The following is a 13,564-nucleotide window of genomic DNA, read 5'->3' as shown; positions in this document are numbered from 1 at the left end:
GTAGCTCGTCAGGCTCATAACCTGAAGGTCGCTGGTTCAAATCCAGCCCCCGCAACCAATACACACACGCATACACCAGACGAACACACCGACATTCCCGCACACGATCCCAAGCCCGCAGACCCCAGCCGGTCGCGGGCTTCGTTGCGTTCAGGCCAACCGACGGGGCAGACCGCGCCGATGCAGCGTGGCGGTCGCCCGATCGCCGAACGCCGATGAATCACCCGGCGCCGTGCCCCCTCCTGAAGGGGAGGGGGCTTCACGACATTCCCGAACCCAAACGATTGCCAAACGCAGGGCAGGGGAGAGGCCGCTCACCTTGATGCCGCCCAGGTTGGCGGCAGGATGGGGATTCGACGTGAGAGAATGTCCTATGACCGCCATCCGAGCGCTTCTTCTGACGGCTGCTTTGCTCGTGGGGACGGCAGGCATCTATCTTGGCTGGGCCCTGACCAGCGAGGAGGGTTATGCCGCCGGAGGCCGGGTGCTGAAGGCGCGCTACGGCTTCCTCGCTATGCCGCATGCCGAACGGCAGAGTCTCCGCAAGCTCGCGATGATGAAGGCGGCCGGGCAGTGCGAGTGGGAACTCGACGAGACGTTCTGGAGCCGCGTCTATCAGCTCTATGTCGGCGAAGAGCGAAGCGTGCGCGCAGCCGTCTACGCGACGCTGCTCGATGAGCAGGAACGCTATTTCCTGGCGGACGCAGACCATCGCCGCTGTCAGGCGGCCTGGGCCCGATTCGGCACGGCGGGCGCCGACGTGCCGGGCATTCTTCGCACCGGTCGCCCGGAGGCGGCTGATCCGGTCGAGCGGGTCCTGATCGACGTTCACGCCGAGGCGAACGCTCCCTGAAGCGACGGACCGCCGGTCCCTGCGAGGGCAGACCGGCCGCGGCGGTCGCAATCCTAAAAAAGCCCCATGGCCGCGCCATTGCGAGATGCCCGGCGAGGGCCGGATCGGTCTTGCCCGAACCGACGCTTCGCGCGACACGCAAGACCATCATGCTCAAAACAGCCTTCGTCGCCGCGCGCGACCGTCAGCGCCTTTCGGAAATCGCTTCGGTTCTGATCGGCTTCGGGCTGACCAAGATCGTCGACCGACTCGGGCTGCACAACATTCCGCTCATTCCCCGCCGAACGCCGCGGGTCGACGTCACACGGCTCTCGCAGCCGGAGCGGCTGCGCCGCGCCATCGAGACCCTGGGGCCGACCTTCATCAAGTTCGGCCAGGTCCTGGCGAGCCGCCCCGATCTGCTCTCGCCGGTCTGGACCGACGAGCTGGAGAAGCTGCACAGCCAGGTGAAGCCGGTGCCGTGGGCCTTGATCGGGCCGCAGCTCGAAGCCGATCTCGGCGCACCGCCGGAACAGGTCTTCGCCGAATTCGACCTCAATCCGATCGCCTCGGCCTCGATCGCCCAGGTCTACCGGGCGCGCCTCCATTCCGGCGAGGAGGTCGTGGTCAAGGTTCTGCGGCCGGGGCTGCGGAAGATCATCGAGGCGGATCTGCGGCTGATGGCGCACGGCGCCCGCATCGTCGAGGCGGAGTGGCCGGAGATGGCCCGCTACCAGCCTCAGGAGCAGATGCGCCACCTTGCCAACGGCCTCAACGGCGAGCTCGATCTGCTCAATGAGGCCCGCAACTGTGAGATGATCGCCGAGATCTTCGCCGGACGTGACGACATCGTCATCCCGAAGATCTTCTGGGAGTGGTGCTCCGAGCGGGTGCTCGTCCAGGAGTTCATCCACGGCATCTCGCCGAACGATGCCGCCGCGCTACGGACGATGGGAGCGGACAAGAAGGCGCTGGCGCAGAAGGGCTGCGACGCCTTCCTGCGCATGGCGCTGATCGAGGGTGTGTTTCACGCCGATCCGCATCCCGGCAACCTGCTGATCCTGCCCGGCAACCGGATCGGCTTCATCGATTTCGGCATCGTTGGGCGTCTGTCGCAGAAGCGGCGCCAGCAGCTCCTCGTTCTGATCGGCGCCATGCTCAAGCAGGATGTCGATGGCCTGATGGCCACGCTCCTCGATTGGACCGGCACATCGAATCCGGACCTGAGTAAGCTGGAACAGTCCGCCCAGAACTTCGTGCAGGCTCATTCCTCGATCCCGCTCAATCTCGGGCTCGTGCTCACCGACTTCATGACCATGGCCCGCGAGAACGATCTCGCGATGCCGACCGATCTGGCGATCCTGTTCAAGGGGCTCGTCACCGCCGACGGCGTCATGCGCCAGCTCGACCCCGCTTTCGACCTGTTCGCCGCCGCCGGCCCGACCGTGCGGGCGAGCATGCGCTCGCAATTCTCGCTGCGGGGCCTGATGCGCAAGGCGGAATCGCTTGGGACCGGCCTCTACGGCGCGGCCTCCGAGTTGCCGACGCTGATCCATCTCATGCTGGTGCGCCTCAAGCAGGGGCGCGTCACCGTCGAGATCGAGCTGAAGGGGATGGACAAGCTCGTGCGGGGCATCGAGCGGGGGGCCGCGCGGGTCGCCGTCGGCCTCGTCGTGGCGGCATTCGCCACGCAGCTCGCGCCGCGTCTCATCGATCTCGGCACGCCGGCCTTCGTCATCATCGGGATGACGGTGGCGGTGCTCGGTATCGGCTGGCTGGTGTTGCTGAGCCGCGATCGTTGAGATCGATCGGGCGGGTCCGGGTGCTCTGAACGGACGATCCGCCTCGAGGCGAAGGGCGCCATGACTTCCGTGACGGATGGGCGCGCGGCCGCCGCCCGGAAGGGCGGGGCCGGTGCTGTCGCGGGGGGGGGGGCGAAAGCCGGGTCTCATACCAAATCCGTTTGATCCCTTCGGGATGGCGGATTTGGGCTTCGCTCAGGCGCCGCGCGGGCTGGCTGATCCGGTCCCCGCTTGGATCAAGCGGAAACCGTATCAGGCCCGAATGACGGGCTTTGCCTTGAGAGCGGCGGCCAGCGCCTTGAGCTGGCGGTCGAGATCGGCCAGTTCGTTCAGGGCGATGGTCTTGTGCCCCGCTTTCACCGCGCGCTCGATGTCGCTGACCTGCGAGGAGGCCATGCGCTTCAATTCAATCGCGAGTTGGTCCCTGGTCATCGGCGCTCCTTTCGTCACCAGGCTCGATGGGCCGGTGATAGGCGCTTAGGCTTAACCGGGAGTTTTCTCCGGGGCTTTCGCGTTCACCGTTCCGATCGTTCGAGCCTGCCATCCATCACGCGGCCGAAAGCTTGAAGGGAGGGGGGGATGCAGGCCGAACAGGCTTCCTACCATGAGCAGGAAAAGAGAGAGGGCGCTACGGAGCGCGCCGCCGCGGAGGCCGCCGTCGAAAAGACACGCCGGGCCGACCGCGACACCAGCCGCATCCGCTGGCTGCGGGATCAGGTCACGCGGCTGCGCAAGCGCCTGCCGCTGCGGCGGCGCTTCTCCGGCGGGCTCGCGCATGGCGTAATGTCGGCGGTCGCTGCCATCGTTGCTTACCTGCCGACGCAGGTGCTCGGCTTGCGCGAAGGATTCTGGGCGGCGATCACCGCGGTCGCCGTCGCGCAGACTGAGTTCGGCGCGACCCGCTCCACCGCCCGGGATCAGTTCACCGGTGCCGCGATCGGCGGACTGATCGGGCTTTCCGCCTACCTGACCCTGGGACCGTCCCTGCCGACCTACGCGGCGACGGTCGTGCTCGCGATCCTCGCCTGCTGGCTCGTCAACGTGGCGAGTGCCTGCCGGCTGGCCGGGATCACCGCCACCATCATCCTGCTGGTGCCGCATCTCGGGCCGGTGGAGCGGATGGCGGGATCGCGGGTGCTGGAAGTCGGCTGGGGCGTGTGCGTGGCGATCGGCACGGTCTGGCTCGTGACCCGCTTGAACCGGAGACTCGGGATCAAGCTCTGACGGCGGCCGGCTGCAAGGATATTTGAAGGGCGTCCGCCGGGAAAAGTCGGGCGGGAACTTGGCCGTATGCCTCGGGGGTTCCTGAGACGATGCCCTTTGAGGCACCGCCTTTCCCACTTCGAGGACATTTCATGAAAGCATTATGCTGGCACGGGAAAGGCGACATCCGCTGTGACACGGTGCCGGATCCCACGATCGAGGATTCCCGCGACGTCATCATTAAAGTGACGTCCTGCGCGATCTGCGGCTCCGACCTTCACCTGATGGACGGACAGATGCCGACGATGAAGTCGGGCGACGTGCTCGGCCACGAATTCATGGGCGAGGTGGTCGAGGTCGCCGCGGGCTTCACCAAATTCAAGAAGGGCGACCGCATCGTCGTCCCCTTCAACATCAATTGCGGCGAGTGCCGTCAGTGTAAGCTCGGCAACTTCTCCGTCTGCCAGCGCTCTAACCGCAACGCCGAGATGGCGGCGGCGCAGTTCGGCTTCACCACCGCCGGCCTGTTCGGCTACTCGCACATCACCGGCGGCTATGCCGGTGGACAGGCCGAGTATGTGCGCGTGCCCATGGCCGACGTGGCGCCGATGAAGGTGCCGGACGGCATGGACGACGAGTCGGTCCTGTTTCTCACCGACATCCTGCCGACTGGCTGGCAGGGCGCCGAACATTGCGAGATCAAGGGCGGCGAGATCATCGCCGTATGGGGCGCGGGGCCGGTCGGCCTGTTCGCGATCCAGTCAGCCAAGATCATGGGCGCCGAGCGGATCATCGCCATCGACACCGTGCCCGAGCGTCTCGCGCTCGCTGGCAAGTACGGCGCGACCGACATCATCGACTTCGCCAAGGAAGACGTGTTCGAGCGCATCAAGGAAATCAGCAAGGGCGAGGGCGCCGATGGTGTCATCGACTGCGTCGGCATGGAGGCCAGCGCCGGCCACGGCGTCGCCAGCGTGATCTCGACGTTGCAGGAGAAGCTCACCTCGACCGAGCGGCCCTATGCCCTCATGGAAGCGATCCGCGCCGTACGGCCCTGCGGCATCGTCTCGGTGCCCGGCGTCTACGGTGGGCCGATCCCCGTCAACATGGGTGCGATCGTCCAGAAGGGCCTGACCCTCAAGAGCGGTCAGACCCACGTGAAGCGCTACCTCGAACCGCTGACCAAGCTGATCCAGCAGGGCAAATTCGACACCGCTTCGCTGATCACTCACCGCTCTGCCGACCTCGCGGACGGGCCCGACCTCTACAAGACCTTCCGCGACAAGAAGGACGGCTGCGTGAAGGTCGTCTTCCATCCGAACTGAAAACACTGAAAAGAGCGGTTTCGGAGCGAGCCATGGCGCGCAAGGACGGTTTGAAATTCGGCGATCTCGGCTCGCGGGCCGCCCATCTCTGCGTCGATGCGCAGCCGATGTTTTCCGAGAAGACCGACTGACGCACGCCCTGGCTCGCCCGCATCCTGCCGAACATCGAGCGCATCGCCGCCGTCCATCCGGCGTGAACCGTATTCACCTGCTTCGTGCCGATCCGCTCGGCCGAGGAGGGCCGGGGGGCATGGCGGCGCTACTCCGAGCACTGGCCCAAGATGACCCTGGATGCGTTCGGACCCGAAATGGTCGATTTTGGTGCCGAGCGTGACCCCTTTTGTGCCGCCCGCCAAGGTGATCGACCAGATCGTTGACTCCCCCTCGATGGAGCCCGAACTCGCCGGTTTGCTGGAGGCGGTCGACACCCTCGTGGTGACGGTTGGCGAGACCGATGTGGGCGTGGTGGCGACCATCCGCTCACCACAGCGGCGTTCGTCGCCGGCGTCGGGTTCGTTGCGGCGGCACGCCTGATCGGCGGCACCCGCCACTGCTGATTCCGGCCCTTGGACGGCCCATCGTTTCGACACGCGCTTCGCCGAACCGGCATCCACCTCGGTGGAGCGCACTGCAAGCTCAACCCGATGGATGCCCCGAAACGGATTCGACGTGGCGAGCCTGAACACAACCCTGGACATCTTTTCGGCGCTGCTCGCATCCGAGCAACCGGTTCCGGTCGGCGAGGCCGACGAAGCAATCTGGGCCTATCTCGCCGCGTTCGGCGGCCTCGATGCGCAAGTGCGAGCCCTCGACCGGCTCGCGCAGGGCGTGGCCGGTCTCGACGCCACGTCCGCCTTCATGCCGAGCCTGCGCGACGCCCTCGATCGTCACCGGGCGCGCCTCGCCGAACCATCCGCCTGACGGCTCTCCTCAGAACCGCTTTCGTCAAACGCGGAGTTGGCCACTCGCACCTGCTTTCAATCGGGCTTGCCGCCCCTTTGGGTGGAGCAGTGCACCCTGCACCGATGAAGGGATGGGGGACGACCCCGTCGAGTGCATACGCTTGGCATTTCGCATCTTCAAAATACGATTCCACAGTCCTTAAGGCTGCGCTTGCAACACTGCGGTGCATAAAAGGCGGGAATGGCGACGCTTCTGTTTCGAAGACGCATCAATCTCCCGGCGAGCAGCCGTGGTTTGTTGTCAGGAACAATCATTCGTTGGCGTCATATTATCGCCTCTTGTTTCCGTAGAGTGCCGGTATCTCACAGATCGACGGTACGGAGAGCGCAGGCGACGGCGCACCGTACGCCTCACTCGCGTCGCTGAGTTGGATGCTGCATGCTCAAGTTCGCCCTCACCGCTGCTCTGGCCGCCGCGCTCGCCTCGCCGGCGATGGCGGGGGATTTCGATGGGACGTGGTCGGTTCAACTCGTGACCGAAAGCGGCATGTGTGATGCCCAATACAGCTACACCCTGGCCGTACGGGATGGACAGGTCCGCCCGGTCACCGCGGTGGCCTCCGGCGGCAACACGGTGAGCGGCCGTGTCGGAGCGGATGGGGATGTCGGCCTGAACGTCGCGGCTTCGGCCGCGAACGGGACCGCCTCGGGCCGGCTCCAGGCCCGCTCGGGCTCCGGCACGTGGCGCGTTTCCGGCGGCCTGTGCACCGGCCGTTGGGTGGCCAAGCGCCACACGCTCCGGACCGCGCTCGCCGAGTAATCTGATCGTCTGCCTTTCGAAAAGAGGGGGCGGGCCCGCAAGGCTCGCCCCCTCTTTATGCGTTCGTGCGGGAGCGGTCCCTGCGCCGTCAGGCAGCCGCTTCGAGCCAGGCCCGCGCCTCGCCGATGCGGGCACGCTCGAACACCTTGATCTGCACCGGCGAGACGAAGCCGAAGGTCTCGGCCACGGCCTTGAGCCAGGTCGCGTCGGTGACGAGGGCGACGTGGCTCACGCCCTTCATCATCGAGATGCCGAAGCGCGGATCCTTGAAGAAGGCGGCCGGCTCCATACCCTCGAAGCTGCGGATGTCCTCCAGGAGCTTGATGCGGCCGCCCTTGTCGAGGTCGGCCTTCATCGCGGTCATGACCGTGTTCATCTCCTCATCGGAGATCTTCCCGTCGACGACGATCTCGGCGATGGCGGAATCGGGCTTCTTCTCATAGGTCAGCAAGGTGCGGCGCTCCTCGAATGAGCCGAGGACGAGCGCGTTCGCAGGAGATTGCGAGCGACCTCGGCCGACGGCGGACGGACGCGATTATAAGAAGCTCTGCGGGTCCACGTCGATTGCGACCTTGAGGTTACCCCGCGGCTTCGGTCCGCGCGCCAGCCAATCCCGCAGATAGCTCTGCACGTCGATGCCGCGCTCGGTCTTCACCAGCAGCCGGAATCGCCAGCGCCCGCGGATCAGGGCAAGCGGCGCCTCCGCCGGCCCGAGCACGGAGACGCCGGGCGGCGGTTCGGCGACGCGCGCCAGCGCCTGCCCGTGCGCCTCAGCCTTCTCCCGCTCTTCCCCGGAGACGATCAGCGCCGCGAGCCGTCCGAACGGCGGCAGCCCGGCTGCCTCGCGGGCATAGATCTCTTCCTCGTAGAAGCGGTCGGCATCGCCTGAGAGCAGGGCGGCGATGACCGGATGCTCGGGCTGGTAGGTCTGCACCAGGGCGCGTCCGGGCCGCTCGCCGCGCCCCGCACGTCCCGTCACCTGCTGCAGAAGCTGGAAGGTGCGCTCGGCCGCGCGGGGATCGCCGGAGGTCAGGCCGATATCGGCGTCGAGCACCCCGACGAGGGTCAGGTGTGGGAAGTTGTGGCCCTTGGCCACGAGCTGCGTACCGACGACGATGTCGCAATCGCCCGCCGCCACCGTCTCGAGTTCCTGCCGCAGCCGCTCGGCGCCGCCGGGAAAGTCGCTCGACAGCACGACGATGCGCTGCTCGGGAAAAAGCTCGGTCACCTCCTCGGCGATCCGCTCGACGCCCGGCCCGCAGGGCGTGAGATGGTCGAAGGCGCCGCACTCGGTGCAGGCCTCGGGCTTTCGCTCGGCGTATCCGCACTGGTGGCAGACCAGCGCCCGGCGGAAGCGGTGCTCCACGAGCCAGGTCGAACAGTTGCGGCACTGGTAGCGGTGGCCGCAGGCCCGGCACAGGGTGAGCGGCGCGTAGCCCCGGCGGTTGAGGAACAGCAGCGCCTGATCGCCCGCGGCCAGCGTCGCCTTCACCGCGTTCACCATCGGCGGCGACAGGAACCGCCCGCGCTCCGGCTTGTCGAGGCGCATGTCGATGGCCGCGATGTCGGGCATGGGCCGGCCGCCGAAACGGCCGGGGAGCGCGACGTGGCGGTAGCGCCCGCTCTGCGCGTTGACCCGCGATTCGATCGACGGCGTGGCCGAGGCGAGCACCACCGGGCAGCCCTCGATCTTGCCGCGCACCACCGCCATGTCGCGGGCGTGGTAGTGGACGCCGTCCTCCTGCTTGTAGGCGGTCTCGTGCTCCTCATCGACGACGATCAGGCCGAGATTCCGAAACGGCAGGAACAGGGCCGAGCGGGCGCCGACCACCACCGAAACCTCGCCGGTGGCCACGCCCGCCCGCAGCCGCTCGCGGCGCTTGCCGCCGATGCCGGAATGCCAAGTCGCCGGTCGCACCCCGAAGCGCCCGGCGAAGCGGTCGAGAAACTGCGCGGTCAGTGCGATCTCCGGCATCAGCACCAGGGCCTGCCGCCCCTGGCGCACGCACTCGGCCACCGCCTCGAAATAGACCTCGGTCTTGCCCGAGCCGGTAACACCTTCGAGGAGGATCGTCTCACCGGTCACGGCATCGGCGGGGGAAGGGGCGTTCGCGATGAGGGCGTGCGCCGCTTCCGCCTGCGCGTCGGACAGCGGCACCCGCGGATGGTCCGGGTCCGGCGGCAGCGCCACGGGTTCGGGCATCAGCGCCACGGTCTCCAACGCGCCGTCATCGATCAGTCCATCGACCACGCTGAGCGACACGCCGGCCTCCTTGGCGAGCGCGCTCTTGCCCCGCACCGCGTTGTCGGCGGCGACAGCCATCACCTTGCCGCGCGCGACCGTCTGCCGGCTCGGCGGCCGGCCGGCAGCGCGCACGCCGACACGCGGCGCCTCGTTGCGGGCGGCCTCGTCCGGCAGGCGCAGGGCCATGGCGAGCGCCGAACCCTTCGGCGCCAGGGTGTAGCGCGCCAGCCAATCGACCAGCTTGCGCAAACCCTCCGAGAGCGGCGGCGCCTCGACCTTGCCCGTCACCGGCCGCAGATTTCCCCCCGAGGCTCGCTCGTCGAGGCCCCAGACCACGCCGATCGTCTCGCGCGGCCCGAGCGGCACCTGCACGATGTCGCCCTCGGCGAGGGTCAATCCGGCCGGCACCGCGTAGCTGTAGGCGGTGTCGAGCGCGAGCGGGATCAGGATGTCGGCGACGGCAGGCATGGGATCACGAGAAGAGAATCACGAGAGCGGTCTATTTTGTTCTATATATGTTCTAGAAAACGAAGGCGAATGCGGCCCGGCCCTTATCGGATGTCCGAGAGCCTCCGCGCAACGGGAACGGCCGACAGGCTCACGGCGGCCATCACCCAGAACCCTTTCGCGCCGACATGATCGTAGAGGGCGCCCGAGAGCAGCAGCATCAGCGCGGAGGCGAGCCCAAGACCGAAGGTGCCGTAGACCGTCAGCGCCGTGGCCCGGCGCTGCTCTGGCACAATCTCCACGATCAGCCGCAGGCAGGCGAGATGCAGGAGCGCGAAGGTCAGCCCGTGCAGCGCTTGGATCAGGACGAGGCCGGGCAGCCAGGAGGTCTGCGCCTGCACCGCCCAGCGCAACGCCCCGGCAAGGGCCGCGAGCGCCAGCGCCCGATCCGGACCGATCCGCGCCAGCAGCCGCGGACCGAGCCAGAGGAACACCGTCACCTCGGCCAGGACCGCTTCCGCCCAGAGCAGGCCCGCCACCCGCGGCCCGATTCCCGCCGCCTGCCAGACGATGATCGCGAAGGCGTCGTGCATCGCATGCGCGCCGATCACTAGGGCGGCGGCGAGGACGAGCCGGCGGAAGCGGGCATTCGCGGCAAGCGCCACGAATTTGCCGCCCGCGTCCTCGGCCGCCATCGCGGGCGCGGCGGTCCGCGCGAGGCGCAATGCCAGCGCGGCGCCGGCGGCGAAAAGGACGCCGCAGGCGAGAGGGCCGGCGCCGTAGCCGAAGATCCCGATGCTGTAACCGGCAAGGACGGTGATCGCGATGAAAGCAGCCGAGCCGGCGCCGCGGATGCGGCCGTAAGCGGCCCCGTCGCGGTTGCCGGCAAGCGCCACCGTATCGGCCAGCGGCGCGAGCGGCGCGGTCGCTGCGGCCTGGGCGAGGGCGATGGTGAACAGCAGGAGGAAGCCGTGGCCGCCGAGGAAAGCGAGGGTCAGCACCGCAGAGAGGGCAAGTCCTCCGGCCAGGAAGGCCGGCACGGCGCCGTGCCGGTCGGCGAGCCGGCCGATCAGCGGTCCGGCAGCAAGCCGCACCAGCATCGCGGCGGAGAGCAACGTTCCGATTTCGCCCGGTCCCAATCCCCGCGTTTCGAGGAACGCGGGCAGGAACGGTGAGAGCGCACCATAGGCGCCGTAGAGCGTGGCAAAGAGCAGGAGGAGGAGGCCCGAACCGGTCCGTCCATCGCACGCCATGCCTTCCTCGGTCGCCGACACCCCGCATGCCTCGCGATCAATCCCTGCTGCGACGATGCCAGGGAATGCCTGCTGATCGAAGTGCGGCAAGCTGCACTCTGCCAGTATCGACGGCCAATCCGCCGTTGACGCGCAAGCGCGAACCCGCAGCATCATTCGGAAAGATGGTTGAGCTCTTCATCGATGCGTCGGAAAAACAGGGCGATGACCGCTCTCCTTTGCAACGCATTCGCCGACGCGACGCCGGCGCTGGCCGTAGGGCCATGATCGAAACGAGCGCCGACGGGACCGAGGGCGTCCTCCTTCTGCACGGCATCGCCCGCCGCGCCGCCTCCCTACGCCCGCTGGAGCGCCGGCTGACACGCGCCGGCTATCTCACTCTCAACCTCGATTATCCGGCGCGCCGGCTCGGACTCGCCGACATCGGCGAGGGAATCGCGCCCACGGTCGCGGCCTTCGGTGCGGACGTGACGCGCCTTCACATCGTTACCCATTCCATGGGCGGCCTCGTCGCTCGCGTGCTCCTGTCCCGGCACCGGCCGGACAATCTCGGACGCGTGGTGATGCTGGGCCCGCCCAACGGCGGCAGCGAGATCGCCGATGCGCTGCACCGCCTCGCGGCCTACCGCCGCTTCTTCGGTCCGGCCGGTGCCGAGCTCGGCACGGAGCGCGGGGCAGTGCAGGCAAGCCTTTGCGGCCCGGTCGATTACCCGCTCGGCATCATCGCTGGCAGCCGCAGCCTCTATCCGCTGGCCTCACTGCTGCTGCCGGGGCCGAATGACGGACGCGTCACGGTCGCCCGCACCCGCCTCGACGGGATGACCGACCATATCGTGCTTCCGACCGCGCACCCGACGATGATGTGGAATCGGCGCGTGGCCGCCGAGACCCTGCACTTCCTCCGGGAGGGGTGCTTCGGTCGCTGATGACGACGCGCTTTGCCGGTTCGCCAGAAGAACGAGCCAGCGACCACCTCTTGGAACGATGCGCGATCCGTTCCATTTTCCTCAAGCCGGCGGCTGCCCTCGCCTTGAAACTGGTCTAAGGAGCGTGCTGCCGACGGTCGCGCTCCGGGGCTCGTCGGCCGTGTGGCGGTTATGCCGCCCGTCTCGACGTGTCACCCGAGATAAAGGGGCCTCCATCGGCCATGAGTAGCCTCGTCACCGCGCCCGGCGCGACCACCCGTCCGCAATCGCAGCTCGTGACCGTGTTCGGCGGTTCCGGCTTTCTCGGGCGCCACGTGGTGCGGGCCCTGGCCAAGCGCGGCTATCGGATTCGCGTCGCCGTGCGCCGGCCCGATCTCGCCCTGTTCCTGCAACCGCTCGGCAAGGTCGGCCAGATCGTCGGCGTTCAGGCCAATCTTCGCTATCCCGACTCGATCCGCCGCGCGGTCGAGCATTCCGACATCGTCATCAACCTCGTCGGCATCCTGCAGGAATCGGGCAGCCAGCGCTTCTCGAAGCTCCAGACCGAGGGGGCTGGCGAGATTGCCCGAGCCGCTGCGGCGGTGGGTGCAAAGCTGGTCCATGTCTCGGCGCTCGGCGCCGACCCGGATTCACCCTCGCTCTATGCCCGCTCCAAGGCGCTCGGCGAGGCGGAGGTGCTGCGAGCTTCTCCCGATGCGGTAATCTTCCGTCCCTCGCTGGTGTTCGGGCCCGGGGACGGCTTCTTCAACCGCTTCGCCTCGCTCGCCACCTTCCTGCCGGCCCTGCCGCTCGCCGGCGCGCAGACCCGCTTCCAACCGGTCTTCGTCGGCGACGTCGCCGAGGCGATCGCTCGTGCGGTCGATGGTTTAGTGCCCGGCGGCCGCGTCTACGAGCTTGGCGGGCCGGAGGTGAATACGCTCGAATACTTCGTGCGCTACATGCTCGAGGTGACGATGCGGCGGCGCGCGGTGCTCGACCTTCCGGAACCGGTGGCGCGCCTGCAGGCTCGAGTGATCGAGATTGCCGACACGCTGACCCTCGGGCTGCTCCCGGCCAACCTCAAGCTGACGCGCGATCAGGTCACCTTGCTTCAGGTCGACAACGTCGTCTCGGACGCCGCGAAGGCGGAGGGGCGTACCATCGAGGCGCTCGGCATCGTGCCGACGGCGGTCGAAGCCATCGTGCCCGGCTATCTCTGGCGGTTCCGCAAGGCGGGGCAGTTCGCGCAGGGCCGCGGCACCGAGGCGGAGGCCGGTGTGCCGGATACGATCGCGCCGCACAGCGAGTCGACCCAATCGCTTCATCGCCCTGGCCGCGCCAGCGGCCCGGCGATCGGCCAGCAAGCCGCAGGTGAAAGCCGCGAAGGTGTTCGGTGGGGGACACGCGGCTGAGAGGGGAGGGCACTCCGCGCGCGGAGTGCCTCTCGGGCACGGCAGGTAGGCCCTGTGGCGGGCATTTTCGCGTTTCCTGCGTTTTTCTGATTGACGCCTGATCCGGTGCCCCCTATACCCCATTTCACCGACGGGGCGCCGCGGTCCACCGGTTGGTGGGTCGGGGTCTTGTTGGTCTTCGGGATTGTTGGCGAGCGGAGCTGATCCGGGTGACTGGACCGGGTGATCGCTGTCCTTCTGTTCCGGTGTGACGGTCGATCCGGGCGCTGTGGCGCTGGTTGGGGTCGGTTGACAGTACGTTTCACCGGCTCTAGAAGCGGCGGACTGTCCGCTCCGGCTTTACCCGCGCTGCGGACCTCATAGGTGAGGGTGGGTGGACTGGGCAGGACATCCGGGCAGCCTGTGTGTCTCTTGGGTA

13 protein-coding genes are annotated in these 13,564 nt (G+C 67.8%); 9 read left to right on the top strand and 4 right to left on the bottom strand.

Going from position 1 to position 13,564, the window contains the following annotated elements; genetic code table 11:
* Positions 1–373: 373 nt before the first annotated feature.
* Positions 374–853 (top strand): hypothetical protein, encoded by a 480-nt coding sequence (locus tag MKK50_RS01480; RefSeq protein ID WP_499019883.1) that lies wholly within the window; start codon positions 374–376, stop codon positions 851–853.
* Positions 854–1,002: 149 nt separating this feature from the next.
* Positions 1,003–2,634, top strand: coding sequence for an ABC1 kinase family protein (locus MKK50_RS01475; protein ID WP_253366916.1), 1,632 nt, complete (start codon positions 1,003–1,005; stop codon positions 2,632–2,634).
* Positions 2,635–2,886: 252 nt separating this feature from the next.
* Here the strand turns inward: MKK50_RS01475 and MKK50_RS01470 are convergent, their stop codons facing one another.
* The gene (locus MKK50_RS01470) at positions 2,887–3,066 is read right to left on the bottom strand and encodes a hypothetical protein (protein ID WP_003604447.1); all 180 of its coding nucleotides are present in this window, start codon (positions 3,064–3,066) and stop codon (positions 2,887–2,889) included.
* A gap of 147 nt (positions 3,067–3,213) precedes the next feature.
* On the opposite strand from MKK50_RS01470, the gene MKK50_RS01465 reads away from it, so the two are divergent.
* From MKK50_RS01465 to MKK50_RS01445, 5 genes are all read left to right on the top strand, one after another.
* Positions 3,214–3,858 (top strand): FUSC family protein, encoded by a 645-nt coding sequence (locus tag MKK50_RS01465; RefSeq protein WP_499019881.1) that lies wholly within the window; start codon positions 3,214–3,216, stop codon positions 3,856–3,858.
* 131 nt (positions 3,859–3,989) lie between these two features.
* Complete coding sequence (locus MKK50_RS01460; RefSeq protein WP_253366920.1) at positions 3,990–5,162, top strand: zinc-dependent alcohol dehydrogenase; 1,173 nt, start codon at positions 3,990–3,992, stop codon at positions 5,160–5,162.
* A 291-nt stretch (positions 5,163–5,453) separates the two neighbouring features.
* Positions 5,454–5,696 (top strand): hypothetical protein, encoded by a 243-nt coding sequence (locus tag MKK50_RS01455; protein ID WP_253366929.1) that lies wholly within the window; start codon positions 5,454–5,456, stop codon positions 5,694–5,696.
* Between the two features lie 135 nt (positions 5,697–5,831).
* The gene (locus MKK50_RS01450) at positions 5,832–6,083 is read left to right on the top strand and encodes a hypothetical protein (protein ID WP_499019880.1); all 252 of its coding nucleotides are present in this window, start codon (positions 5,832–5,834) and stop codon (positions 6,081–6,083) included.
* 420 nt (positions 6,084–6,503) lie between these two features.
* Complete coding sequence (locus MKK50_RS01445; RefSeq protein ID WP_499019878.1) at positions 6,504–6,884, top strand: hypothetical protein; 381 nt, start codon at positions 6,504–6,506, stop codon at positions 6,882–6,884.
* Positions 6,885–6,972: 88 nt separating this feature from the next.
* Here the strand turns inward: MKK50_RS01445 and MKK50_RS01440 are convergent, their stop codons facing one another.
* From MKK50_RS01440 to MKK50_RS01430, 3 genes are all read right to left on the bottom strand, one after another.
* Positions 6,973–7,335 carry a SpoIIAA family protein gene (locus tag MKK50_RS01440; protein WP_056199116.1) on the bottom strand — a complete coding sequence of 121 codons (363 nt, stop codon included), beginning with the start codon at positions 7,333–7,335 and terminating at the stop codon, positions 6,973–6,975.
* Between the two features lie 84 nt (positions 7,336–7,419).
* Entirely contained in the window at positions 7,420–9,597 is a 2,178-nt protein-coding gene (locus tag MKK50_RS01435; RefSeq protein WP_499019876.1) for a primosomal protein N', read from the bottom strand.
* 83 nt (positions 9,598–9,680) lie between these two features.
* Positions 9,681–10,850: an MFS transporter gene (locus MKK50_RS01430; RefSeq protein ID WP_499019874.1), complete on the bottom strand. Its 1,170-nt coding sequence runs from the start codon at positions 10,848–10,850 to the stop codon at positions 9,681–9,683.
* Between the two features lie 242 nt (positions 10,851–11,092).
* Between MKK50_RS01430 and MKK50_RS01425 the strand changes: the two genes are divergently transcribed.
* Positions 11,093–11,755 (top strand): esterase/lipase family protein, encoded by a 663-nt coding sequence (locus MKK50_RS01425; RefSeq protein WP_499019873.1) that lies wholly within the window; start codon positions 11,093–11,095, stop codon positions 11,753–11,755.
* 221 nt (positions 11,756–11,976) lie between these two features.
* Complete coding sequence (locus MKK50_RS01420) at positions 11,977–13,146, top strand: complex I NDUFA9 subunit family protein (RefSeq protein ID WP_499019871.1); 1,170 nt, start codon at positions 11,977–11,979, stop codon at positions 13,144–13,146.
* Positions 13,147–13,564: the final 418 nt, after the last annotated feature.

This window comes from Methylobacterium sp. J-043, from assembly GCF_022829505.1.
GTDB classification, from domain to species: domain Bacteria; phylum Pseudomonadota; class Alphaproteobacteria; order Rhizobiales; family Beijerinckiaceae; genus Methylobacterium; species Methylobacterium extorquens_A.
The sequence above is the reverse complement of the archived record's forward strand: the minus strand, read 5'-3'. Positions and strand labels throughout refer to the sequence as shown.